The 23,432-nt window shown below is 69.9% G+C and carries 26 protein-coding genes; 10 read left to right on the plus strand and 16 right to left on the minus strand.

Annotation, left to right across the window (positions count from 1 at the left end):
• Nucleotides 1-9: 9 nt before the first annotated feature.
• The 3 genes from ACAM52_RS15100 to ACAM52_RS15110 form a co-directional block, all read right to left on the minus strand.
• Nucleotides 10-258 carry a hypothetical protein gene (locus ACAM52_RS15100; RefSeq protein WP_062474407.1) on the minus strand — a complete coding sequence of 83 codons (249 nt, stop codon included), beginning with the start codon at nucleotides 256-258 and terminating at the stop codon, nucleotides 10-12.
• 108 nt (nucleotides 259-366) lie between these two features.
• On the minus strand, nucleotides 367-1,278 hold the full coding sequence (locus ACAM52_RS15105) for a DUF3014 domain-containing protein (RefSeq protein ID WP_369647501.1): 912 nt from the start codon (nucleotides 1,276-1,278) through the stop codon (nucleotides 367-369).
• Nucleotides 1,279-1,420: 142 nt separating this feature from the next.
• Nucleotides 1,421-2,539, minus strand: a complete 1,119-nt coding sequence (locus ACAM52_RS15110; RefSeq protein ID WP_369647502.1) for a DUF2855 family protein — start codon at nucleotides 2,537-2,539, stop codon at nucleotides 1,421-1,423.
• A gap of 50 nt (nucleotides 2,540-2,589) precedes the next feature.
• On the opposite strand from ACAM52_RS15110, the gene ACAM52_RS15115 reads away from it, so the two are divergent.
• Nucleotides 2,590-3,207, plus strand: coding sequence for a TetR/AcrR family transcriptional regulator (locus ACAM52_RS15115; protein WP_369647503.1), 618 nt, complete (start codon nucleotides 2,590-2,592; stop codon nucleotides 3,205-3,207).
• Here ACAM52_RS15115 and ACAM52_RS15120 read toward each other — a convergent pair.
• The 5 genes from ACAM52_RS15120 to ACAM52_RS15140 all read right to left on the minus strand — a co-directional run bounded on the left by ACAM52_RS15120 (nucleotide 3,182) and on the right by ACAM52_RS15140 (nucleotide 7,925).
• Nucleotides 3,182-3,859: an alpha/beta hydrolase gene (locus tag ACAM52_RS15120; protein ID WP_369647504.1), complete on the minus strand. Its 678-nt coding sequence runs from the start codon at nucleotides 3,857-3,859 to the stop codon at nucleotides 3,182-3,184. The genes ACAM52_RS15115 and ACAM52_RS15120 overlap by 26 nt on opposite strands.
• A gap of 42 nt (nucleotides 3,860-3,901) precedes the next feature.
• The gene (locus tag ACAM52_RS15125; protein WP_369647505.1) at nucleotides 3,902-4,942 is read right to left on the minus strand and encodes an NAD(P)H-dependent flavin oxidoreductase; all 1,041 of its coding nucleotides are present in this window, start codon (nucleotides 4,940-4,942) and stop codon (nucleotides 3,902-3,904) included.
• 103 nt (nucleotides 4,943-5,045) lie between these two features.
• Nucleotides 5,046-5,543: a hypothetical protein gene (locus tag ACAM52_RS15130; protein ID WP_307636946.1), complete on the minus strand. Its 498-nt coding sequence runs from the start codon at nucleotides 5,541-5,543 to the stop codon at nucleotides 5,046-5,048.
• Between the two features lie 7 nt (nucleotides 5,544-5,550).
• Entirely contained in the window at nucleotides 5,551-6,852 is a 1,302-nt protein-coding gene (locus tag ACAM52_RS15135; RefSeq protein ID WP_369647506.1) for a UDP-N-acetylglucosamine 1-carboxyvinyltransferase, read from the minus strand.
• 155 nt (nucleotides 6,853-7,007) lie between these two features.
• On the minus strand, nucleotides 7,008-7,925 hold the full coding sequence (locus ACAM52_RS15140; RefSeq protein ID WP_307636944.1) for a DUF3883 domain-containing protein: 918 nt from the start codon (nucleotides 7,923-7,925) through the stop codon (nucleotides 7,008-7,010).
• 111 nt (nucleotides 7,926-8,036) lie between these two features.
• Between ACAM52_RS15140 and ACAM52_RS15145 the strand changes: the two genes are divergently transcribed.
• Complete coding sequence (locus ACAM52_RS15145; RefSeq protein ID WP_307636943.1) at nucleotides 8,037-8,756, plus strand: hypothetical protein; 720 nt, start codon at nucleotides 8,037-8,039, stop codon at nucleotides 8,754-8,756.
• A 3-nt stretch (nucleotides 8,757-8,759) separates the two neighbouring features.
• Here the strand turns inward: ACAM52_RS15145 and ACAM52_RS15150 are convergent, their stop codons facing one another.
• Nucleotides 8,760-9,077 carry a hemagglutinin gene (locus ACAM52_RS15150; RefSeq protein ID WP_307636942.1) on the minus strand — a complete coding sequence of 106 codons (318 nt, stop codon included), beginning with the start codon at nucleotides 9,075-9,077 and terminating at the stop codon, nucleotides 8,760-8,762.
• A 109-nt stretch (nucleotides 9,078-9,186) separates the two neighbouring features.
• Here ACAM52_RS15150 and ACAM52_RS15155 point away from each other — a divergent pair, with 109 nt between their 5' ends.
• On the plus strand, nucleotides 9,187-9,408 hold the full coding sequence (locus ACAM52_RS15155; protein ID WP_139703893.1) for a hypothetical protein: 222 nt from the start codon (nucleotides 9,187-9,189) through the stop codon (nucleotides 9,406-9,408).
• 11 nt (nucleotides 9,409-9,419) lie between these two features.
• On the opposite strand, the gene ACAM52_RS15160 is transcribed toward ACAM52_RS15155, so the two are convergent.
• Entirely contained in the window at nucleotides 9,420-9,689 is a 270-nt protein-coding gene (locus ACAM52_RS15160; RefSeq protein WP_307636941.1) for a hypothetical protein, read from the minus strand.
• A 107-nt stretch (nucleotides 9,690-9,796) separates the two neighbouring features.
• Between ACAM52_RS15160 and ACAM52_RS15165 the strand changes: the two genes are divergently transcribed.
• The 3 genes from ACAM52_RS15165 to ACAM52_RS15175 all read left to right on the plus strand — a co-directional run bounded on the left by ACAM52_RS15165 (nucleotide 9,797) and on the right by ACAM52_RS15175 (nucleotide 13,930).
• On the plus strand, nucleotides 9,797-11,893 hold the full coding sequence (locus ACAM52_RS15165) for a S8 family serine peptidase (protein ID WP_369647507.1): 2,097 nt from the start codon (nucleotides 9,797-9,799) through the stop codon (nucleotides 11,891-11,893).
• Between the two features lie 89 nt (nucleotides 11,894-11,982).
• Entirely contained in the window at nucleotides 11,983-12,234 is a 252-nt protein-coding gene (locus ACAM52_RS15170; protein ID WP_070095020.1) for a hypothetical protein, read from the plus strand.
• A gap of 91 nt (nucleotides 12,235-12,325) precedes the next feature.
• On the plus strand, nucleotides 12,326-13,930 hold the full coding sequence (locus tag ACAM52_RS15175) for a phospholipase D-like domain-containing protein (protein ID WP_369647508.1): 1,605 nt from the start codon (nucleotides 12,326-12,328) through the stop codon (nucleotides 13,928-13,930).
• Here the strand turns inward: ACAM52_RS15175 and ACAM52_RS15180 are convergent.
• Nucleotides 13,921-14,907, minus strand: coding sequence for a LysR family transcriptional regulator (locus ACAM52_RS15180; protein WP_369647509.1), 987 nt, complete (start codon nucleotides 14,905-14,907; stop codon nucleotides 13,921-13,923). The genes ACAM52_RS15175 and ACAM52_RS15180 overlap by 10 nt on opposite strands.
• A 128-nt stretch (nucleotides 14,908-15,035) precedes the next feature.
• On the opposite strand from ACAM52_RS15180, the gene ACAM52_RS15185 reads away from it, so the two are divergent.
• Together ACAM52_RS15185 and ACAM52_RS15190 are read left to right on the plus strand one after the other, a co-directional pair.
• Nucleotides 15,036-16,256: a M20 aminoacylase family protein gene (locus ACAM52_RS15185; RefSeq protein ID WP_369647510.1), complete on the plus strand. Its 1,221-nt coding sequence runs from the start codon at nucleotides 15,036-15,038 to the stop codon at nucleotides 16,254-16,256.
• 41 nt (nucleotides 16,257-16,297) lie between these two features.
• A complete protein-coding gene (locus ACAM52_RS15190; protein WP_369647511.1) occupies nucleotides 16,298-17,287 on the plus strand; it encodes a Bug family tripartite tricarboxylate transporter substrate binding protein in 990 nt (329 codons plus the stop codon).
• Between the two features lie 15 nt (nucleotides 17,288-17,302).
• Here ACAM52_RS15190 and ACAM52_RS15195 read toward each other — a convergent pair whose 3' ends face one another.
• On the minus strand, nucleotides 17,303-17,503 hold the full coding sequence (locus ACAM52_RS15195; protein WP_062474379.1) for a hypothetical protein: 201 nt from the start codon (nucleotides 17,501-17,503) through the stop codon (nucleotides 17,303-17,305).
• A 157-nt stretch (nucleotides 17,504-17,660) separates the two neighbouring features.
• Between ACAM52_RS15195 and ACAM52_RS15200 the strand changes: the two genes are divergently transcribed.
• The gene (locus tag ACAM52_RS15200) at nucleotides 17,661-17,951 is read left to right on the plus strand and encodes a hypothetical protein (protein WP_062474377.1); all 291 of its coding nucleotides are present in this window, start codon (nucleotides 17,661-17,663) and stop codon (nucleotides 17,949-17,951) included.
• 114 nt (nucleotides 17,952-18,065) lie between these two features.
• Nucleotides 18,066-18,953 carry an amidohydrolase family protein gene (locus ACAM52_RS15205; RefSeq protein ID WP_369647512.1) on the plus strand — a complete coding sequence of 296 codons (888 nt, stop codon included), beginning with the start codon at nucleotides 18,066-18,068 and terminating at the stop codon, nucleotides 18,951-18,953.
• A gap of 21 nt (nucleotides 18,954-18,974) precedes the next feature.
• On the opposite strand, the gene ACAM52_RS15210 is transcribed toward ACAM52_RS15205, so the two are convergent.
• From ACAM52_RS15210 to ACAM52_RS15225, 4 genes are all read right to left on the minus strand, one after another.
• Nucleotides 18,975-19,730, minus strand: coding sequence for a tRNA-uridine aminocarboxypropyltransferase (locus tag ACAM52_RS15210; RefSeq protein WP_369647513.1), 756 nt, complete (start codon nucleotides 19,728-19,730; stop codon nucleotides 18,975-18,977).
• 56 nt (nucleotides 19,731-19,786) lie between these two features.
• Nucleotides 19,787-21,010, minus strand: a complete 1,224-nt coding sequence (locus ACAM52_RS15215; RefSeq protein ID WP_369647514.1) for a DUF1501 domain-containing protein — start codon at nucleotides 21,008-21,010, stop codon at nucleotides 19,787-19,789.
• 14 nt (nucleotides 21,011-21,024) lie between these two features.
• Entirely contained in the window at nucleotides 21,025-22,620 is a 1,596-nt protein-coding gene (locus ACAM52_RS15220; RefSeq protein WP_369647515.1) for a DUF1800 domain-containing protein, read from the minus strand.
• A 124-nt stretch (nucleotides 22,621-22,744) separates the two neighbouring features.
• On the minus strand, nucleotides 22,745-23,419 hold the full coding sequence (locus ACAM52_RS15225) for a DsbA family oxidoreductase (protein WP_070059557.1): 675 nt from the start codon (nucleotides 23,417-23,419) through the stop codon (nucleotides 22,745-22,747).
• Nucleotides 23,420-23,432 lie beyond the last annotated feature (13 nt).

Raw genomic sequence — 23,432 nt, forward strand, 5'->3', positions numbered from 1 at the left:
GCCCGCCATTCAGCCTTCGCGGCGGTACATCGCCCACTTCACGGTGAGCAGGTCCGCGGCGATCTTCGCGGCGTTCACGCCCGCGTAGGTTTCGGACGGATCGAAGGCGAAGGCCGCCTGGTAGCGCTTGATGTGCGCGTAGTCCCGATCGAAGGTCATCGGGCCCATGAGTTCGGTCGGGTCGGTGCCGGCGGGAAGCGCCAGGAATTTCCCGGGGTCGGTGGTGCTCTGGTAAAGATCGACGCTCATCAGGTTCATGGCTTGCCCTCGAAGTCGTAGGCGCAAATCATCTCGACCCTTCGCGCCGCATGCAATCGGCCCGCGCCTACAGGGCGTGCAGGCGGGGCGCTGTCAGTGCATCGCGCCTCAGGGCTGCTTCTTCTTCGCGATCTCGCCGGTGGCGATCTGCGCGCGCAGCCCGCGCAGGCTGGCCTTCATCTTGCGCTCGTTCTCGGGGCCCATGCGCACCAGGATCTTCTGGCCGGCCGAGAGCGATTCGAGCTTCGGATCGGCGTACTCGTAGCGCACCCAGGGCCGCTGCGAAGGAATGTCACCCTTCACCTCGACCAGCTTCACCTGCACCGGCCCCGTGGGCTCGGGCGCCTGCAGCAGGTGGTCGATCACGGCGATGAAGCGGTCATTGAAATAGCGGCCCGGATAGCCCAGCTCTTCGTACGCCTGCTGGAACAGCGGGTACAGCCGCGCATACACCGCCGCCGCCTTGGCCGGATCGACAGCCCCGGCCAGCATCACGATGCCGTTGTAGCGCGCCGCGTTGTTCGCCGCGATGGTCTGCACGCCGCCCTGCTGCGGCCCCTCGGTGATGAAGCGCTGCGGCGCGGGCTGCACGGGCCACTTGCTGGCGGGCGCCTGCTCGCGCGGCAGGTTGTCGACGGTGGCGACGAAGCGCCGCACCACGCCGTCGGACTGCAGGTAGGCCGCCACGGCCTTGCCGCCCAGCAGCTCGGTGAGCGCCTTCATCACGCGCGCATCGGAACTGGCCAGCGCGGGCAGCGCGGCATCGGGCGGGGCCAGCGCCTCGACCGGGTTCTGCGGGCCCTTCGGCTCTTCGGCCTTGGGCGGCTCGGGGGGCGCGTCGTTCGGGGCGATGGCCACGGGCGCGGTCGGCAACGGCGCCAGTTGCTGCTGCTGGTACCAGCGCCAGCCGAAATAAGCCGCCACCAGCACGACCAGCGCCAGGCCGACGATGGTGCCCATCGGCGCTTCCTTGCGGGGTCGGAATTCAGGGGTGTCGCGGGGGGAGTCGGCGTCGGACATGGGCGGTTTCCTTTTGCGGGCTGGCAGCGGGGAGACGAAAGGCAATGGTGCACCAGGATGGCCTGCACGGCCCGCACGATCGCCACGTTCTCGTAACCCCCTGTGACGCCCCACCCGCACCGAAGTTCAGTCGATCAGCCTCTCATTCGCCGCCGATGCGCACCACATGCGCCTCGCGCGGATCGACGCGGCCTGCGTGCAGGTCGGCGATCACGGCCTGCGCATGCGCGAAGCCACGGCCTTGCGCGAGCGTCATCCAGCGGTTGCCCGGGCGGCTCAGCTCGGCGATGAAGCGGCCCTGCGCGTCGTTGAAGCGGCGGTTGACCTCCTGCGGGCCCCAGTCGGCATTGCGCTTGCGGATCTGCACGGGCGCGAAGTAGAGCTTGGGCGTGGGGCCGGGCAGCGCGCTGGTGTCGCCGAGAAACTCGGTCTTCTGCGCCGAACCCGCATAGCAGTCGTACACCAGCGATTCGCCGAAGTGGTGGTGCACGGTGGCGCGCAGCGCGTCGTGGCCCGCGAAGTCGACGTAGAGCGTGGGCACGTCGGCCGCGAGCGTCGCGATCTCGCCGTAGGCCACCGTGCGGTCGTAGCAGCCCAGCGCCTCGACGAAGGCGCGGTTGCCTTCCGACGTGGCGCCGATCAGCTGCAGGCCTTCGCGGCGACCGAGGCAGAAGGCCGTGCCGAACGCCGTCTTGCTCGATGCGCTCGACACCACCACCTGTTTCGCGCCGAAGAAGGCGTTGTCTTCGAGGAAGTCAGCCAGCATGAACGAGGTGATGAACAGCGGGCGCACCAGCATCTGGTAGTCCTCCAGCGCGGCGACGTAGCCCGCGTCGTGGCTGCAGCGCATGTACTGGTTGTAGGCCGACACCAGTTCGCTGCGGTGCTCCGCGCCGTCGTAGAAGCCGCGCGGCGTCACGCGCACCGGCTGCATGCGCAGGTGGCTCGCGATGGGAAAGTAGCCGTAGAAGCGCTCGCCCACCGCCACGCCTTCGACGTTCGACGCCACCACGTCGGCAAAGCCCCAGGCCGGCATGTGGCCCCAGTCGGCGTCGCCGGTGGGAAAGAACTGCCAGTACTTCATCACCGCATCGCCGAAGGCCGCGTAGGTGATGTTGTTGGTGGTGAGCGAGAAGCGCTCGATCTGCATCAGCACCTCGCCCGGCTGCAGGCTGCCGGCGTCTTCCGAAGTGACGATGCGGGTGGTCCCGAGTGCGTTCTTGCGCGTTTCGAGGCGGGTTAAAGTGAATGCGTTGTTCATTCGCAAACTGTAGGACGGCCCGCTTCGCCGCGGGTTCGGAAACCCGGTCCATGCCCGCCGCACCCCGCTCCAAGCCCCTGAAACGCCCCACGCAGGCGCGCGGCAAGTTCACCGTGCAGGCCATCTACGACGCCTTTGTTCGGATTTGGCGCACGCAGGGCTGGGAGGGCGTGACCACGCGCGCCGTGGCGCTCGAAACCGGCATCGCCGTCGGCACCTTCTACGACTACTTTCCCGACAAGGAAGCGCTGCTCTCGGGCTATGTGCGCCACTGCGTCGAGGCGCTGCTGGCGCGGCTCGACGCGGACGTGATCGCGCCTTCAGACATCGACTGGCATGAGCGCATCAAGCGCCTCGTGCGCCTCACCTGCGACACGCGCACCGACGGCTTGCCCGCCTTCGACCACGAGATGCTGATGCTCGAGCACCGCGTGGCCGAGCCCAAGCACCACCGGCGCGTGTACGACGAGCTGCTGGCGCGCTGGACGCAGGCCTTCGCCGCCTGCCTCGACCTGCAGCCGCCGCCCTCGCCCGCCACCGTGCAGGCGCTGCTGACCGCTGCCTGGGGCGGGCGCCGCTACCGGCTGCTGGTGCAGCCCGACACCATCGACGACGCGTGGGTCGCCGAGATGGAAGCGATGGTCACAGCGCGGTTGTCGGCGCGCTGAGCGCCTGCAGCCACGCCAGCGTGCCCTGCAGCTCGGCCGGGCGGATCTCGTGCGCGCCCGGGAAGTCCGAGCCCGACAGCGCCAGCGGCAGGCCGCGCGCCAGTTCGCGCGTGGCCTGTGCGGCGCTCGGCGGAATCACGTTGTCGGCGCTGCCGTGACTCACCCACAGCGCCTTGCCCGCGAAGGCCTCGGGCGGCGCGATGTGCGGCACCACCTCGGGCAGCAGCCGGCTGTGCCACACCAGCGCGGCGCGCAGCTTCTCGGGCTGCGTGAGCAGCAGCGACAGCGACATGATCCCGCCCTGGCTGAAGCCGCCGACCACCACGCGCTCGGGCGGAATGCCCAGCTGCTGCGACGCCGACGTGACCATCTCGCCGACGAGGAAGCGGCTTTCGCGCTCCTGCTCTTCGTCGATGCGGCGCCCACCGTCGGCCAGCACCTGGAACTCGAACCACGCGTAGGAACCGGGCGACAGCACATACGGCGCGCGCAGGCTCAGCACGTGGAACTGCGGCGGCATCATGCGCGCCAAGCCGAACAGGTCCTGCTCGTTGCTGCCCACGCCGTGCATCAGCACGAGCAGCCAGGGTTCAGGGCCGCCCGAGGGTGCGGGGTGGTGCAGGAACTGCAGGGGCAGATGGAGCGATGTCATGGGTCGGAAGGGTTTCGAAAAGAGAAGGACGGACGGCGCGGCTCAGCGAAAGCCCTTGGCCAGCGCCCGCGTGACCTCGGCCGAGGACACCTCGCGGCAGCCGGTGGCGTTCTGCCCCGACCACAGCGGAGAAAAATCGCCGCTGCCCTGCGCCTCGGCCTTGGCGCGCAGCGGCGCGATGCCCGAGGTGGCGAGCGGAAATTCCGGCGCCGGGCCGATGGACCCCAGCTCGCGCATCACGCGGTTGACGATGCCGCGTGCGGGCCGGCCGGTGAACAGGTTGGTGAGCGCCGTGTGGCGCGCGGCCTCGCTCTTCAGCGCCGCGCGGTGCAGCGCGCTGGTCGAGGCCTCGGGCGTCAGCAGGTAGGCCGTGCCGACCTGCACGCCGGCCGCGCCCAGCGCCATGGCCGCGGCCACGCCATCGGCATCCGCGATGCCGCCGGCCGCGATCACCGGCACCTTCAGCGCGTGCACCAGCTGCGGCAGCAACGCGAAGGTGCCGAGCTGCTTCGTCAGGTCGTGCGACAGGAAGTGGCCGCGGTGCCCGCCGGCCTCGAGCCCCTGTGCGATGACCGCGTCGACGCCCTTTGCTTCGAGCCACAGCGCCTCCTCCACCGTGGTGGCCGAAGCCAGCACCTTCGCGCCCCAGCCTCGCACCTGCGCCAGCAGCGCCTCGGACGGCAGCCCGAAATGGAAGCTCACCACCGGCGGCTTGAACTCGGCCAGCAGGTCGGCCACCTCGGCGCTGAAGGGGTTGCGCCCCGGCCCGTTCGGAATGGCGGCCGGGTCGATGCCGAACTCGGCGTAGTACGGCGCGAGCGCGCCGCGCCACACGGCTTCGCGCTCGGCGCTCGGCACCGGCGGCGTGTGGCAGAAGAAGTTGACGTTGTAGGGCTTGTCGGTGCCGGCGCGGATCGCGGCGAGTTCGCTGCGCATCGCATCGGGGCTGAGCATCGCGCCAGGCAGCGACCCCAGGCCGCCTTCGTTGCACACCGCGATCGCCATCGCACTGCCCTGCGCGCCGGCCATCGGCGCCTGGATCAAGGGAAGCTCGGTGCCGAGGATCTGTTGCAACGTCGTCATTCGGGGTGCGCTCCTGTGTCCGTGTGTCGAATGACGGCATTCTCCGGCGAAGCCGGTGGGCGCTGTGGCTGCGGGGTCATCGCGGGCGCAGCCGCCCGCCAGCTCAGCGCGCCTTGCCGAAGTCCTTCAGCTTGAAATCGGTGTCGTCCTGGTAGCCGTACAGGCGGCACACCGCGCGGAAGTCCTCCACCGCAAAGCCGGTCCAGGTGTAGTTGCGGGCACGGCGGCCCGTCTTGCGGTTCTGCACATCGAAGGACAGCGAGGCCTTCGGCTCCGGCAGGTTGATCGTCTTGTGCAGGCTGGGCACGAACTTGAACGCCTGCATCTCGAAGCGCTTGGAAGCACCGAGTGCCGTGCGCACCACGATGGCCTCGGGCGTGAACTCGTAGCGAGACACGAAGAGGTAGTCGCGCCGCACCGCGACGATGACGACGAGCGCCAGCAGCAGCGTCACCGCGTAGAACAGCGGCGTGTTGATCGTGCGGTCGACCAGGAAGCGGTAGGCGTAGTTGAACACCAGCGAGGTCAGGCCGACCATCAGCACCAGCTGCCCGAGCTGCATCAGCAGCCACTTGGCCTTGTTCGAGACGGAAACGATCACGACGAGGTCACTCCTCGCTGGTCCACTCCACCTGCACGCCCAGGCTGCGCAGGTTTTCCACGAAGCGCGGGTGCGCGCGCCGGATCGGCGTGGCGTTGCGGATCTCGGACTTGCCCTCGATGCTCGCGGCCACCATGAACAGCGCGATCGCCACGCGGATGATGTAGGGGCTCTCGACCACCGCCGGCGTGAGCGCGTGGCCGCCGAAGGTGATGAGACGGTGCGGGTCGGACGAGAACACGTGCGCGCCGAACTTCGACAGCTCGCCGGTCCAGCCCAGCGCACCGTCGTACACCTTGTTCCAGAACATCGCGTTGCCCTGCGCGCGCACGCCCAGCGCAATGAAGATCGGCAGCAGGTCGACCGGGAAGTACGGCCACGGCGCGGCCTCCACCTTGGTGAGCACGTTGCTCGTGAACGGCGTCTGCACCTTCAGCGGGCCGCTGCGGATGGCGCGCGACCAGCCGTCGGCATGCTCGATCTGCACGCCGAACTTGGCAAACGTGCGGTCGATCAGCGGAAAGTTGCCGGGCGCGCTGTTGCGCACCACGACGTCGCCACCGGTGATCGCGCCCAGCGCCAGGAAGGTGGTGATCTCGTGGAAGTCTTCGTCGAAGCGGAACTCGCCGCCGCCCAGCGTGCCGCCGCCATGCACCGTGAGCCGCGAGGTGCCCATGCCCTCGATGCGCACGCCGATCATGGCCATGAAGCGGCAGAACTCCTGCACGTGCGGCTCCGAGGCCGCGTTGGTGAGCGTCGAGGTGCCGTCCGCGGCGGCCGCGCACAGCACGAAGTTCTCGGTGGTCGTCACCGAGGCGTAGTCGAGCCAGTGGTCGGTGGGCGTGAGCCGGCCGGACGCATACACCAGCAGCGAGCCCTCGGTGCGCTCCACCTGGCCGCCGAAGCGCTGGAACACCTCCACGTGCGGATCGATCTCGCGCACGCCCAGCGTGCAGCCCTTGACGTTGTCTTCCAGCCGCGCCACGCCGAAGCGCGCCAGGAGCGGCGGCACCAGCATGATCGACGAGCGCATTTCCTCGGGCAGGCGGTGGAGCGCCGCATCGAAGGTGGTGGCGCGGTGGTGCAGCTCGAGCGTGCCGCTCTCGTGGTCCATGCGGACCTCGCTGCCCAGCGTGCGGAAGATGTCGAGGATCTTGCGCACGTCGGTAATGTCGGGCACCCCGTGCAGCCGCAGCGGTTCGCCGGTGAGCAAGGTGGCGCACAGCACCGGCAGCACCGCGTTCTTGTTGGCGGAGGGAATGATGCGGCCGCGAAGGGGCGTACCGCCGTGCACGATGAGGTTGGACATGAAGGGGGCGAACAGAGGGGGCGAAGGCACGAACTGTTCGCGCCGGACGGCGGAACTTTACCGTTGGAAACGACGGGTTTCCGGGGGCTCAGTTGTAAGAATTTGGAAACGCCCGCGGCGCATTGGTGCAGCCGCGGCGTTGCCAGGGAGGCCGGTCAGGCCTTGCGCTGGAAGCCCGGCGCCTGGTCCACTTCGGTCGGCTTGTAGATCTTGTGCGCCGCCGTCGCGCTGCCCGCGTCGGCCACCACCAGCAGGCGCCACAGCGGCTCGCGCACGGCGCACAGGCTTTCCTCGGGCGTGAGCGCGAAGGTCGGCAGCGCCGGGGCGGTGCCCTTCACGACCACCTTGAGCAGCATCGCGCCCTTGGCGTTCGACACCTCGATGTCGTAGCCCAGCGCCTTGCTCGTCACGTCTTCCGCGTTGTAGCCGTAGCCCTTGAAGTGGCCCATGACGTAGGCCATGGCGGCGGCCTGCACGGCGTCGGTCGTGGTCGGGCCGGCCGGGGCCGCATCGGCGTCGTCATCCGCCGCGACGCCGCCACGGGCCTTCGCGGCCGTGATGTCGGCCTCGGTGGGCTCCCAGCCGCGCGCACCGCGCACCAGCACGGCGAGCTGTTGTTCGGGTTCCCAGCTCGCGACGTGCCATTCGGCGTCGTCGCGCACGCGGGTCGACACCTTGGCGCTCTTGTTGCTCTCGAGCTCGGCGATGGCGACGCGGTTGGTCTGCAGCACGGCGCGGAAGCCCTGGCCGGCGTCGAAGGTGCGCTTGAGCAGGGCCAGGCGGTCCTTGGCGCGCTGCGCCTGCTGGGCGCTGCGCACGCCGCCGCCGGGGCGGCGCTGGGCGTCGAGCGATTCCAGGTAGAACCAGCGGCCACCGGCCGCCACGCTCACGTACTCGCCCCAGATGGTGGCGATGACGTTGTCGCCGGTGGCGAGCCAGGCGTGCTCGAACGGCTTGTCGCGTGCGTCGAACACCCCCATCTTGGCGACGATTTCGACCGGCGTGAGGCGCGGTCCGGAGAGCCGCATCTCATCGATGGCGGCGAGCACGGAGGGGTCGACTTCCTTGTCCATTCAGCGGAATTCTGGCGAGTTGGGAGGGGGTGGGAGTATGCCGCATCGGCCGTCGCTCCCCGGTGCCCGGCGCCGCGGCGCGTGTACCCTCCGTGCCTTGAAAGCCCCCGCATGCACGACCTGCTGACCTCCTATTTCTGGCACGGCGACACGCTGCGCAGCCGCAGCGTGAGCGGCATCGTGCATGCGGCCCTGCTCGACGTGCCCGAGCCCCCGGCGCGCCTCGTGGCCGACTGGCAGCGGGAGATCGCCACGAACGTGCTGCTCGAACCCGGCGATGTCGAACCGATGCCGCTGGCCCGCGCGCGCACGCGCTGGCCCGACTACGCGCAGTGCGTGCAGGCGATGTCCGGCTGGCTCGGCACGCTGGGCCTGCCCGCATCTTTGCTGCCCGCCAGCGACGTCGCCCTGATGGCCTGCCGCGGCGCCCGCTACCACCACGATGGCGCGCAGTACGGCGGTGCGGCCTTCTGCAACCTGTTCCTCAGCGAAGACAAGGGCCTGGACGTGCACTTTCCCGTCACCGACCACCGCATTCCGCTCACCCGGGGCACGGCCCTGCTGTTCGACACCGGCCAGCCCCACGCCGTCGTGCCGCGCGGCAGCGACCACGGTTTCGACGCGGCCGACTTCCCGTCTTCGCTCGATCGCACGCAGCTGTTCCTGACCTGGGAGCTGTCGATCGAAGACGCGCAGGTGGCGCGCCTGCTCGGCGTCGGCTTCAATGTCGATCCGGTCACCGCGTCGCGGCTCGGCGAAGAACAGGTTTGGGTGAACGGCGAACCGGCCGAGGTCTGCGCGAGCTCGGGCCGCTGGCGCAGCGCCGAGTAGCGATCAATCGCCCTGGCGGTAGTGAGTCCCCGGCCGCGCCGCCGAATCGATGATGTCCCGCCACGACTTGCCCGCGTTGCGCAGTTGCTCGATCGACGGGCCCAGCGTGTTGCCGTAGCGGCTGTGCGACCTGGCTTCGAGGGCCTGCAGCTCGTGCGAGGGCGTCAGCGCGCGGTAGTGCAGCTTCAGATCGTCCCGCTGCGCGAAGATCCAGCGCGCCACCTGTTCTTCACTCACACCATCGGCCAGCATCCGCGCAGCGGCAGGCCCCAGCTCGGCCACGGCCGCTTCGTAGGTCTTGCGTACGTTGAGGTCTGCCATGCGGACTCTGGAGTGGATGTGACGGGCGACTCGGCCCATTGTGCATACGACGAGGGCGCTACAGTCGCTGTCCCCTCACCTCTTTTCGTGCATGCCCGGAGCCCAGACGATGCGCCACCTCTTCAATGTGTTCGGTCGCACCCTGCGCGTCGAAATGACCGATGCCCGCTGGCGCAGCCACTGGGTCGGTGCCGACGGAAAACTGGGCCTCGCCCAGCTCGCGATTCCGCCGGACGTGGCGCCGGCCGACCTCGCGCAATACCTCTACGACATCTACCACGAGAACGCGACGCCGACGAACGGCGATGTCTTCGAGATCGGGACGAAGTGAGCCCGGCGTTGCTATCGCTGCTCGGCCTTCGATGACGCTCGCAACATCAGCCAGGCCACGCCGCCGAACGCCAGCACGAACACCAACAGCGGCCCCACCTCCCGGGCCCTGAAGCCCTGGGGCACGACGTTGGCAAGCAAGGTCCACGGCACCAACGGAAACGCAAGCAGCACCACCACCGCAGGCACATGCGCGTGCAGCGGAAAGAGAACCAGCGCAAGGCCCGTCGACAGCAGGCTCGCCACCAGGTACGCGAACAGAAGCTTGAACACCACTTTCATGCGGCGATTCTGACCGCCTCCTTGCCCAAGCCGGGGTGACAGATGACACGGCAATCTGCTACACCTCGCGGTACCCACCCGTGCCCCTGCGCAAGGAGATCCGACCGATGGCCCCAGCCAAGAAGCGCGTCGCCGCGAAGAAGCAAACGCCCGCTGATACGAAAGTCCCCAGGATGCCGCACGGGGTGCTGACGCCGGCGCTGTCGTCCGGCAGCGTGCGGCTCCACGTGACGGGGCAGATCAAGCTGCTCAACAGCTGGGTCGACCTCCCGCCCGAGATGGCCGCCGCGATGGTGGCGCAGTCGGCCCACGCCGATGCACCCGCCGCGGGCCACCTGCCGGGCGAAGCCTCCCCCGCCCTCACCGCCGCGCTCGCCGGCACCGCCGATGCGCTGTGCACGCGGCTTTCGCCGGTGTCGACCTTCGGGCTCGCACAGCTGCAGCGCCTGCCGATGGACGTGGAAACCTCGATGGACCCGCGCCTGCAACTGGCGGTGATGAACCGCCGCGCGGGCAAGCAGAGCATGCCCATCTCGTCCGCCGATGGCGACTCGGTGCCGGTGGTGGCGCGCGTGACCAGCCATGCCGAGTGGGCCGACATTCCGGACGTCGATGCGGGTTCCGACATCGGCACCGCCGACGACGGCACGGTGCTCGTCACGGGCCGCATTCCGCTGGGCAAGGCCGAGGCCATCCGCCAGCATCCGGCCGTGCTCAGCATGAAGGCCTCGCAGCCCGTGCTGCCGGCGCTGAACAACACCATCGCCTCGATGGGCGTGCAGGCCGACAACCCCGCGCTCGCCGGCACGGCGGGCGGCGCCGGCGTGGTGATCGGCGTGGTCGATTCGGGCGGCGACTTCGCGCACCAGAACTTCCTGAAGGCCAACGGCAAGACGCGCCTGCTGGCGCTGTGGCAGCAAGGCGCGCCGGCCAAGGCGAACAGCCCCTACGGCTACGGCCGGCTCTTCGAGGCGGCGGACATCGACAAGGCGCTGAAGAAGGCCGATCCGTACAAGGCGCTGGGCTACGACCCCGGCGCGGGCATGCCGGGCAGCCCGGGTTCGCACGGCACGCATGTGATGGACATTGCCGGCGGCAACGGCCGGGGGTCGCTGCAACCCGGCGTGGCGCCGAAGGCCGACCTGATCTTCGTCGAGATGTCGGCCCGCGACATCGCCTGGACCGGCCACAACGCCGTGTTCAGCTCCTTCGGCGATTCGGTGCAGATGCTCGAGGCGGTGAAGTTCATCTTCGACCGCGCGGGCGACAGGCCCTGCGTCGTCAACCTGAGCCTGGGCACCAACGGCGGCCCGCACGACGGCACCTCGCTGGTCGAGCAGGGTTTCGACGCGCTCGTGTCGCAAAAGCCCAACCGCGCGATCGTGCTGGCGGCCGGCAATTCGCAGGAAGACAACACGCACACGGCGGGCACGGTGACCGGCAACGGGCACCTGGACGTGTCGTGGACCCTGGTCAACGGCAAGGGCGGCGAGTTCGAGCTCTGGTACGGCGGCAGCCAGCGCCTGCGCGCCGAACTGCTGGGCCCCGACGGCCAGGTGCTCGCGAGCGTGGCGCCGGGCGAAAACTTTCCGCTCGGTGCAGGCAACGGCGAGATCGCCGCATTCCTCAGCAGCCGCATCACCGACCCGAACAACAAGGACAACGTGATCGGCATCTGGCTGGCGCCCAACTGGCCCGACGGCGAATTCAAGGTGCGGCTGCACGCCCTGGCCGCCGACGACGTGCCGTTCCACGCCTGGCTCGAGCGCCTGGACAGCGGCCAGTCGTACTTCGGCCAGCCGGTGAAGTCGCACCTGCTGGGCTCGCTGTCGACAGGAAAACTGTCGATCGTGGTCGGCGCGTACGACGCCCGCAAGACAGGCGAGCCCGCCGCCAGCTTCTCGAGCGCGGGCCCGACGCGCGACGGCCGGCCCAAGCCCGAGGTCAGCGCCCCCGGCGTGCAGGTGAAGGCCGCGCAGTCGCGCACGAAGGACGGCATGGTGAAGAAGTCGGGCACCAGCATGGCGGCACCGGCGGTGACCGGACTGGTCGCGCTGATGCTGGCCAAGGCCCACAAAGCGGGCAAGAAGCTGACCATCGCCGACATCCGCGCCAAGCTGAAGGCGGGCGTCAAGCCCGGCGCCGGTCCGGCCGGCTGGGACCCGCAACGCGGCGACGGCCGGGCCGGCAGCGGCGCGATCTGACGATCCAGCCATGACCCCCACGCCCGGTGCGGTTGTGCCGAACCCGAGTGGGGGGTGTAATCTGTGTTCTGGCCCCCACCTGCCCTCTCATGCCCATCGATTTGCGTTCGCTCAAGAAGCTCGACTTTTCGGCCGCCCCCGCGCCGGTGTCGGGCGAGCGCGTCGTCGTGCTGGTCAAGCTGTGCGAGGGCGCCGAGCGACCGGACTACATCGCCGCGCGCGCCGACATCTCGCCGGGCCTGTTCTCGGCCGAGATTCCGCTCGACAAGCTCCAGCAGCTCGAGGCCGACCCGGCCGTCGAGTCGGTCGAGCTGTCGCGCCGGCTGCCCAACATCTCCTGACACGCGGCCCACCCGGGTCGCTTCCTTCGCGCATGCCATGCCGGCAAGCGCCCGCACACGCGTGCATCACAACCCAGCCCAAGGAGCTTCCATGAAAGTGCTCGACGATGCCGCGCGCGCGGCGGTCCGGTCGGTGATCGCCACCCACCAGGCGCAGCTGGCCGCCCTGCCCGGCTACGTGGCGGCGGAGCCGGGCTTTCCGCTGGTCGATGGCCGCTTCCTGCGCGAGCCCGCCGTGATCGTGCTGGTCGACCGCAAGCGCCCGTTGTCGGAGGTGCCCGTGGCCGAGCGTGCGCCGCGGCAGCTCGGCCCCTACCGCGTCTGCGTGATGCAGGCCGACCCCGCGCGGCAGCTGGCCGTCAGCGCGGACTTCGAGGACACGGTGAACGCGCTCGCCGAAGCCGCCGTCGGCCTCGTCTACAAGCCGCCTGCAGGCCAGCCCATCGACAAGGTCTACAACGTGAAGCAGCCCTTCCTGTGCCACGTCGGCCCCGACGCGGGGTGGCCGGTGCTGCGGCCCTTTCTCGAAGGCACCACGCGCTCGCTGTCGGTGGCGATGTACGACTTCAACGCCGACCACGTCGCCCAGGTTTTCATCGACCTCGTGCGCAATGGCGGCATCGCGGCGGCGCTGAGCTGGGACGACGGCATGACGAAGGAAGAGCAGGTCATCCGCAAGAAGCTGCGCAAGCTGCAGCAGGAGGCCGACTTCAGGGCCTGGCTTGTGCAGTGCGGCAAGGGCCGCCGCTTCGCCAGCGCGTACCACGAGAAAGTGGCGGTGCGCGACGGCAAGGCCTTCTGGCTGTCGAGCGGCAACTGGAGCAAGCGCAGCCAGCCCGACATCGACCCCGTGGCCACGCCCGCGCAGGCCAAGGGCATGTTCAGCAAGGGCAACCGCGAGTGGCACGTGATCTGCAACGACGCCGTGCTCTCGAAGGTGTTCGAGAAGTACATCCTGCACGACCTCAAGGCCTCCGAGAAGGAAGAAGCCGACGGCGCCGCCGACGCGGCGCTGGACGTGGCGCCCAAGCTCACGCTGCCCGACGTGTTCGTGCCGCTCGACCACCTGCTGGAACAGGCCGTGGCCTTCGCGGGGCCGGTGGTGCCGGTCGAACCCGCGCGGCTGCCGGCGGTGAAGACCACGGTGAAAGTGCAGCCCGTGCTCACGCCGGACAACTACCTGCCGCACATCAACGCGCTCATCGACAGCGCGCAGACCTCGCTGTACCTGCAGTTCGCCTACATCACCTGGAGCGATGCGGACAAGGACGCGGACTTTCGCGCGCTGCTGCGCAAGCTGGCGCAGCGCAGCACCGAGCCGGACCTCGACCTGCGCATCATCCTGGGCAGCACCAGCGCGGCCGACAACATCCGCAAGCTGGTCGAGGCAGGTTGCAACCAGGACGTGTTCCGCGTCCAGGGCAGCATCCACAACAAGGGCATCATCGTGGACGGCCAGGCGGTGCTGGTGAGCAGCACCAACTGGTCGGGCGACGGCGTGCTGCGCAACCGCGACGCCGGGCTGATCATCCACAACGAAGAAGTGGCGCAGTACTACCAGCAGGTCTTTCTCGACGACTGGGACTCGCGCGCCAGGAGCCGCGTGGACGACGACCCGCCGGTGACGCTGGCCTCAGCCGGCGCGCCCACGCCGCCGGGCATGGTGCGCATGTCGTGGAGCGACTATCACGGGTGAGGCAACGGAGCGCCCGGCATCGCCTCGATGAAATCCACCGAGTGCAGCACCCGCCGCAGCTCCGGATCGTCCGAGACCTGCCACGCCGGCAGCTGCGCCAGGAAGTGCGCGATGAAACGCGCCGCCGCGTGCGACGGCGCCTCCTGCGCGCGGCGCACGATGCCCACGACGTTGCTGTGGAAGCGCTCGCGCAGTTGCAAGGTCACGAGCGCATGGCGCAGGCTCTCGGTTTCCACCAGCGGCCAGGGGCAGAAGGTGAGCATGTCGGTCTTGCGCACGAGGCCCAGCATCATCGACGGCGAATGCGCCAGCTGGATGCGCTGCACGGGCGCGGCCAGGCCGTGCTGGCGGAACAGGTTGTCCAGAAAGCTCGCGCCCTCGCCCGGCGTGAAGTTGAGCACCCAGTCGTCCTGCAGCAGCTCGGCCATCGACTGCGCACCGGCCCGCGGGTGGCCGCGGCGCGCCACCACCGTCATGTCGTAGCGGAACAGCGGCTGCGCCTGCAGCCCCTGCATGGCCTCGTCGGGGCCGATGCGGCCGATCAGCAGGTCGAGGCTGCCTTCGCGCAGCCGCGGGTAGCTGAGCGCCGACAGGCCGTCAAACATCTCGAGCTGCACGTGCGGCAGCTCTTCGCGAAACAGCGACACCACGCGCGGCAGCAGGGTCTGCGTGATCCAGGGCGTGATGGCCACGGTCAGGCGCTGCTGCGCACCGGTGTCGCGGTGGCGTGAGAGCGTGTCTTCGGCCTGGCGCAACTGGGCCAGCACGCGCTGCGCATGCTCCAGCAGCTCCAGCCCGGCCGGCGTGAAGGCGATGCCGCCGCCGTGGCGCGTGAACAGCGCCACCTGCGCATGCGCCTCGAGTTCGCGCAGGCCCTGCGTGACCGTGGCCTGGGTGACGCCCAGTGCCCGCGCGGCGGCGCGGATGCTGCCTTCGGAGGCGACGGCGGCGAGATAGCGGAGCTGGTGCAGCTTCATGGCGGCCGATTATCCGCAGCCGTCCGCAGCGACAGGCTGCGCCCGCCCCTGCATGGCGGCGCCTGTCTGCCCCGGCGGGCAGCGAATTCCTAGACTCGCCGCAAGACAGCAAGGAGACAGATTCCCCCATGACGACCTACACCGTCGACAACGCCGCCGCCCTCGAGAGCGTGCTGCCCGCCGTGCGCGAGATCGCGCCCGAGATGGTCGGTCTGCGCCACCGGATCCACGCGCACCCCGAGCTGGCCTACGAAGAACATGTCACGAGCGAGCTGGTGGCCACGCGCCTGGCCGAGTGGGGCTACGAGGTGCACCGCGGCTTGGCCGGCACCGGCGTGGTCGCCACGCTGACATGCGGCACGGGCACACGCCGCCTGGGCCTGCGCGCCGACATGGACGCGCTGCCGATCCAGGAAGCCACCGGCCTGCCCTACGCCAGCCAGGTGCCCGGCAAGATGCACGCTTGCGGCCACGACGGCCACACCAGCATCCTGCTGGCCGCCGCGCGCGTCATCGCGCAGGAGCGCGGCTTCGACGGCACGCTGCACCTGATCTTCCAGCCGGCCGAGGAAGGCCTGGGCGGCGGGCGCCGCATGGTGGAAGAAGGCCTGTTCGAGCGCTTTCCCTGCGACGCCATCTTCGCGCTGCACAACATGCCCGGCTTTCCGGCGGGCAAGTTCGGCTTCAAGGAAGGCTCGTTCATGGCCTCGTCCGACTCGGTCACGATCACGGTGACGGGGCGCGGCGGACACGGCTCGGCGCCGCACCTGTCGGCAGACCCGGTGGTGGCGGCGGCGCACATCGTCGTGGCGCTGCAGACCATCGTGTCGCGCAACGTCGACCCGCGCGAGATGGCGGTGGTGTCGGTGGGCGCGATCCACGGCGGCGACGCCCCCAACGTGATTGCCGACAGCGTGCAGATGCGCCTCACGGTGCGCGCCTACCGCCCCGAGATCCGCGCCATGCTGCGCGAGCGCATCACCGAACTGGCGCAGGCGCAGGCCGCCACGCTCGGCGTGAAGGCCGAGGTGGACTACCACTGGCGCTACCCTGCACTCGTCAACGACGAGGAATCCACGCGCTTCGCACGGCAGGTCGCGCACGACTGGCTGGGCGACGACGGCCTGCTGCCGCCGCTGGCGCCGCTCACGGGCAGCGAAGACTTCTCCTTCATGCTCGAGCGCTGCCCCGGCAGCTACCTGATCGTGGGCAACGGCGAAGGCGAGCACCACCGCACCGGCGGCTGCATGGTCCACAACCCCGGCTACGACTTCAACGACGCGATCCTGCCGATCGCGGCCAGCTACTGGGTGCAGCTGGTACGCCGCTTCCTCGCCGCGCAGGCCTGAGCGGGCCTCCTCCTTTCCCACTCTTTCGTACTGGAACCGCGATGACCCGTCTTGCCTCTTCTTCCGTTTCGCGCCGCGTGGCACTGAGCGCGCTCAGCGCCGCCGCCCTCTGTGCCCCCGCGTTCGCGCAGGGTACCTACCCCGCCAAGCCCATCAAGCTGCTGGTCGGCTACGCGCCGGGCGGCTCGGTCGACATGGCCGCGCGCGTGGCGGCGGACATCCTGTCGGCCAAGCTCGGCGCGACGGTGGTGGTCGAGAACGTGACCGGCGCGGCGGGCGTGGTCGCGGCGCAGCGCGCGGTGAGCAGCCCGGCCGACGGCTACACGCTGCTGGCCGGCTCCAGCAACGAGATGGCGGCCACAGTGCTCGTGAACCCCGCACAGCGCTACGACCCGGTGAAAGACCTGACCCCGGTCAGCCTGCTCGCCTTCGCGCCCGTGCTGCTGGTGGCGAGTCCGAAGGTGGGCGTGAAGAACCTCGACGAGTTCATCGCCCTGGCCAGGCGCAACCCCGGCAAGTTCAGCTACGGCAGCTCGGGCGTGGGCTCGACGCTGCACTTCGTGGGCGAGCAGATCAAGCAGCGCGCGGGCCTGTTCCTCACGCACATTCCCTACCGCGGCACCGCGCCGCTCACGAGCGACCTGGTCGGCGGCACGCTCGACTTCGCGATCGTGTCGCCCACCGCCGCGGCGCCCTTCCTGCAGGGCGGGCGGATCGTGCCGCTGGGTGTCTCGTCGGCCAAGCGCTTTCCCGGCCTGCCGCAGGTGCCGGCGCTCGGCGAGCATCCGCAGCTGAAGGGCTATGAGCTGAGCGGCTGGTTCGCGCTCGCGGGCCCGAAGGACCTGCCCGCGCCCGTCGTGCAGAGTCTGCGCGCGGCGCTGCAGGCCGGCCTGGCCGACCCGGCGATCCGCCGGCGGCTGGAAGAAGGCGGTTCCATTCCCGCCACGGGCAAGGAAGACCTCGGGCAGATCATGCGCGAGGACACGGCCAAGTACGCGACGCTGGTGAAGTTCGCGAACATGCGCGACTGAGGCCTGCCGGCCGTTTCAGCGCGGGGCGTCGCCGCCCTGCCGCTCCTCCACCCACCACTTCGCCTGCGCGGCATTCATCGCGCGCGCGTTGACAATCATTTCCTCGATCTGCGCACGCGTGGCCGGCGAATCCACCATCCAGGCGGTCTGCACGGCATGCGCGGGCCCGCCTTCGGCAAGCCGGTATTCCAGACAAAAACGAACCTCATTGCTCATCGGTGATCGAACCCTCTCTCTTCGCCACCGATTCTGTCTGACTCAAGTGAAACAGAACGCTTCTTCGATGCGTCGCAGCCACAGGAATCGATGGCGTTTTGAGGCCATTCGTTCACAATGATTGCACCGTTGTTGCAGCGGAAAGGAGTGTGAAACCATGTTCGACTTCTTGTTTCGGCCCACCCACACGGCCTATTTGAAACGTGCCTCGGCACTGCTCGAAGAGGCGCAGATGGCACGCATCGAACACCAGGCTGCCGCAGAGCATCACAGCGCCCTCGCCCGCATGTACGCGGAACGTGCCCGGCGGCTCGAGAACGAGCTGTACCGGCAACCTCGCGCCGCGGAGCACGGCACCGAGGCAGTGGCGGTCGCGGTGGAAGACCGCCCGCAGCTGTACTCGCTGGATGGCAGCCGCAAGGCGACGACGCATCCGGCCGGCAGCTGACGCCGGCCCGCGCGATCGCCTCGAGGTCGCGCCCGGCGACAAGGGCGCGGCTGTGCCAATGCGGTGATCTGGGGTGATGTAATCCGGCTCCCCGGCCCTCACCGCGAGAACCCCATGCGCTTCATTGTCTGCATCGCCGCCTGCGCGGCCCTGGCCCTGTCCCAAGCCCACGGGCAAACCGCCGCGCCGTACGACGGCCCGCTGTTCGACACCCACCTGCACTACAACCAGGAAGCCTGGGACGGCACCGCCGGCCCCTTTCCGCCCACCGAGGCGCTCGCGCGCATGCAGCGCAACCAGGTGAAGGCCATCATCGCGAACTCGCGACCCAATGCCGGCACGCAGACCCTGGCCGCCGCGCGCGAGACCCGCGCCGCCGGCGTCACCGTGGTGCCTTTCGTGCGCCTGTACCGCAACCGCGACGACTACAACAACTGGTTCCGCGACGAAAGCATCCACGAGATGGTGCTGGCCGAACTGGCGCGCGGCACCGCCAGCGGCCCCTACCGCGGGCTCGGCGAGTTCCACCTGTACGAGAGCGCCAACGCCAACGGCCCCGTCGCGAAGAAACTGATCGCGCTGGCCGAAGAGAAAAAACTCGCCGTGCTCGCGCACGTGGACGACGTGGCCGTCGACCTGCTGATGGCGAACGCGCCGTCGAAGGGCCGCGCGCTGCGCCTCATCTGGGCCCACACCGGCATCGGCGGCACGCCGGTCGAGCGCGTGCAGGCGATGCTGGAGCGCTACCCGCTGCTGATGGGCGAACTCTCGTACCGCCCGGGCCTGACCTGCGAGGACGGGCGCCTGTGCCCCGAATGGCGCGCGCTGATCCTCAAGCACCCCGACCGCTTCATGGTCGGCTCCGACACCTGGGTCAACCAGCGCTGGAGCGCCTACGACGAGATCATGCGCGGCTACCGCACCTGGCTGGGCGACCTGCCGCCCGCCGTGGCGCAGCGCATCGCCTGGGGCAACGCGGCGGCGCTGTTCGACCTGCGCTGAGGCCCACCCGCGCAGACGGTCTCAGGCGACCTGATCGCGCCGCGCGGCCACCTCGCGCAGCCGCTGGTGCGCGGCGCCGTCCCACGCCACCGGCTGCTGGTTCTTCGCGCACAGGTAGTGGTGCGTGAACACGCCCAGGTAGGCGTCCAGCGTCTGCTGCGCGGCCTGCTCGCCGGCCAGGTCCATGCACATCGCCGCCACCTCGCTGGTGCAGAAGTGGTCGCCGCGGCCGGAGTTGCGCAGCTTGTACTGCGTGATCTGCTCGGGCTGCAGGCTCAGCACCGGCAGCGAGTCGAGGTAGGGGCTGCGGCGAAACATCTTGCGCGCCTCGGCCCAGGTCGCATCGAACAGGATGAAGAGCGGACGCTTCGCGACGCCGCCGCCGGCCGCATCAGGCGACGCAGGAACGCCCAGCACCACGCGCTCGGGCGCCGCGTACTGCCCCGGGAACACCACGTAGGGCTGCCATTGCGGGTCGTCCAGCAGCGCCAGCAGCGCAGGATCGGTCTCGGTGCGGGCCCAGCCGAAGGCGAAGGTGTCGGGCACCACATCGGCCACCAGCCACCCCGTGTTGGTGGGCTTGAGCGGCTCGATGTCGGCCATGAGCAGGCACACCCCCGCGCGCGTGGCCACCGGAGGACGCACGGCGCACATGCAATGGCTGGGCACCAGCCGGCAGCCCGCACAGCGCTCGCGCTTGAAACCGCCACGGGCGAGAAAGGGCTTGGCGCTGCGCGCGAGGCGCGCAGCGCGAAGGAGGGAGACGGCGTGAGGCATGCACCGATTCTCGGTGGCGTGGCCGCCAGCGCCATGCGGCGGCATGCACCGGATCGCTAGACCAGCCGCAGGTCCTTCGTCGTCGCACCGCCGAACACCCGCGCCACCTGCGCCGTCGACAGCCCGTACATCCGCTGGAACAACCCGCCCAGCACCGCCCGGTACTCGTTGAGCACCGCGTGGTCGCGGTTCTGGAACAGCGTGGCCTGCGTCAGCGGCTGCTGCTCACCCACGACGCGCCCGCCCGCCTGTGCGGCCAGGCCGCCGCCGAGCACCCAGTACACGGTGCCGTGCCCGTGGTCGGTGCCGCGGTTGCCGTTCTCGCGGAAGGTGCGGCCGAACTCGCTGACGACGACCACCACGGTCTGGCGCCAGGCGGGCTCGCCCATCTCCTGCGCGAAGCCGGCCACGCCGCGGCCCAGTTCTTCGAAGCGGTTGGCCAGGTAGCCCTTGGCCGCGCCCTGCCCCACGTGGGTGTCCCAGCCGCCGACGTCGACAAAGCCGATGTCGAAACGCTCGCGCATCAGCAGCGCCATGCGGCGCGCGACCTGCTCGAAGCCCTTGGGGCTCATGGCGTTGCGGCTGGCGGCGTCCATCTCGGCCTGCATGGCGCGCACCACCTCGTCGCGCACCTGGAAGCCCTCGGCCACGGGCTGCGCGAGCGCGGTGTTGCGGTACATCGACGCAATGATCTGGCTCTGCCGCGCATCGAGGGCCTGCCGCGCGACGCCCGCGAGCGCCATGTTGGCAGCCTTGGCGTCGTCGCCGCGCAGCACGATGGGCAACTGGTCGGTGAAGGCGATGGGCGACACGTCGGCCAGCGGCCCGGCGCCGAGCACGCCGGCCAGCCGGTTGAGAAAGCCCGAGCGGTAGTCGCGCCGCGCGTTGTCGGGGGCCACGCCGAGCTCGATGGCGTCCTGGGTCTCGAAGTGGCTGCGCGTGAGGTCGTCGGTGCCGGCGAAGGCGATGAAGGCCGCCTGCTTGCGCTGATACAGCGGCAGCACGCTCTGCGCGAGCGCGGGGTGCAGGCCCCAGTCGCCGCCGTCCAGCGGCAACGCGCCGTCGGGCGTGCCGGGCCGGGGGATGGCGATGTTGGGCCGCGAGGCGTAATAGAAGTCGCTGTTCGCGGTGGGCACCAGCAAGCTGGTGCTGTCGTAGGCGCCGCGCAGGAACACGACGAGCAGCTTGGTGCCCTCGGCCGCGGGCGCGGCGACCACGCGCGCGGCGGCGCCGGCCAGCGGCGTGGCGGCGATGAGTTGCAGCAGGTGTCGGCGTTGCATGGCGGTCCCTCTTTTCAACGCCGCATCAGCTCGGGCGATGCGAGCAGGAAGGTGTTCCACTCCGGCGGGTTCTTCGCCTGCGCGAGCGCCTGCTGCGTGTCGGCGCTCAGGCCGGGTTGCAGCGCATGCACGGCACGCGATTCGGCCAGCGGCGGAAACGGCGGCTTCTCGAGCGGGGCCTTGTCGTCGGTGCGGAACAGCACGGCGCCGCCGGTGCCGATGGCGCGCGCGATTTCGAAGCGGGTGTTCATCTGCCCCGCGCTGGCCCAGGCGGCCTCGTTGAGCGGGTAGCCGTCGGGCGTCTCGTGGGCGTACAGGGTCTCGCCCATGCGGTTGATCCAGCCGATCATCGGCGTGGTGTTGAGCACCACGCGCTCGTCGTAGGCCAGCCGCACGCCCGCCACCACGTAGTGCACGGGGTCGCGGAACTTGCGGCCCAGTGAGGCCGCGAACTCGCGCGATTCGAACAGCGTCTGCAAGGTGGCGGCAATGTCGCCGTCGCTGCGCGTGAAGGTGACAGCCATGCGCTCGATCAGCGCGGGCGGCGGCTCGTCGGCCACGAAGTACACGGCGAGCTTGCGCGAGATGAAGCGCGCGGTGGCCGGCGCGCGCGCCAGGCGGTCGAGCGCCTCGTCGGTCTCGCCCAGGCCGCGCGCTTGAATGGGCTGGCCCAGGAAGGTCTTCGGGCCGTAGTCGTGCCGGTTCGGGTGGAACTCGAACAGGCCCTGGCGCACGTAGTCGGCGCGCACGGCCGGGCGCACCGCGGGCGGCGCTGCGTCGGGCGGCTGCACGCTGACGCCCACGCCGGTCAGCACGCGCGCCAGCTCCTGCACGTCGGCCTGCGTGTAGCCGCCGCCCACGCCCAGCGTGTGCAGCTCCATGAGCTCGCGCGCGTAGTTCTCGTTGATGCGGTTGGCGGCGTTCTGCGCGTTGTCGAGGTAGCGCAGCATGGCCGGGTGCCGCGCGGTCGCGCCCAGCAGGTCGCGGAACTTGCCGAGCGCGCGCGGGCGGATGGCGTTCTCTTCGTAGTCGCCGACCATCGCGCGCACCAGGTCCTTGCGGATGCTGACGCTGAAGTGGTTCATCCAGAACCAGGTCATCTGCTCCTGCAGCTGGTTGGGCGAATACAGCGCGCGCAGCAGGAAGCGCTGCTGCGCCTCGCGCGCGAGGGTGTTGAGTTCCTGCTGGTAGGCCGTGCGTGCGGCCTTCTTCGCTTCTTCGTCGGGCAAGGCGTCGGCGGCCTTGCGCCGGGCGTCGAGCGCGAAGACCAGCTGATCGAGCGGCGTGCGCGAAATGGCCATGGCGTCGACCTGTGCCTGCGCCGCCGCGGGCAGCGGGCGCGGCGCGGGACGCAGCTGGCGGCCCATCCAGCGCGGCAGGCCGTCGCGCGCCAGTTCGGCCTGGCTGCCGGCGTTGGCGCCCCAGCTCACACGGTCGAGCCAACGCAATTGCGCGGCGGGCGTGTCGGCGGCATGGCCCAGCGCCGTGAGCGGCGGGCCCTCGGGGCGCAGCAGGCCGGTGGAACAGGCGGTGAGCGCCAGCACGGCGGCCAGCGTCACGGCGATCGCGCGCGAACGGTGCAGCTTCGGAAACGGCATGCGGTCGATCATGCGCCCTTCAACCGCTTCGCGATGTAGGCGGTTGACCGACCTCGGGCCGCGCTCAGGTAAAGCTGAAGGTCAGCTTCGTTTCAGGACGAAACGGCAGGGCCGAGGCCCTGCGCCCCCCGCATCGTCAGGCCGTGGCGGTGCGGCTGGGCTGTGCGCCCGCAATCTGCCGCAGCGCGCGCTCGAACACCTCGACCGGCTGGCCGCCGGAGATCAGGTGCTGGTCGTTGATGATGATCGCGGGCACCGAGTGGATGCCGGCGTCGGTGTACAGGCGCTCGCGTTCGCGGGTTTCCTGCGCGAACTCGTCGCCGGCCAAAATCTCGCGGGCCCGCGCCGCGTCGAGCCCCGCTTCGGTCGCCGCGCGCACCAGCACCTCGATGTCCGAAGGGTTCTGGCTGTCGGTGAAGTAGGCCTTGAGCAGCAGCTTCTTCAGCGCCACCTGCTTGGCCGGGTCTTCCAGTTCGGCCCAGTGCAGCAAGCGGTGGGCGTTGAAGGTGTTGTACACGCGGGGCCGGCCCCCGGCGCTGAACTCGAAGCCGACGGCCGCGCCGCGCTGGCGGATCGCCTCGCGGGCCTGGGCCTGCTGCTCGCGTGAGGAGCCGTACTTCTGGTTCAGGTGCTCGAAGGTGTCCTGGCCTTCGGGCGGCATCTGCGGGTTCAGCTCGAAGGGCTGGAAATGCAGCTCGGCCGTGACCTCCGGCGCCACCCGTTTCAGGGCGGCTTCGAGTGCGCCAAGGCCCACGGCGCACCAGGGGCAGGAGACATCGGAGACGAAATCGATCTTGAGATGGGCGGTCATGGCGCCATTCTTC

Origin of the sequence: Variovorax sp. V118 (genome assembly GCF_041154445.1) — a bacterium.
Taxonomy (GTDB): Bacteria; Pseudomonadota; Gammaproteobacteria; order Burkholderiales; family Burkholderiaceae_C; genus Variovorax; species Variovorax boronicumulans.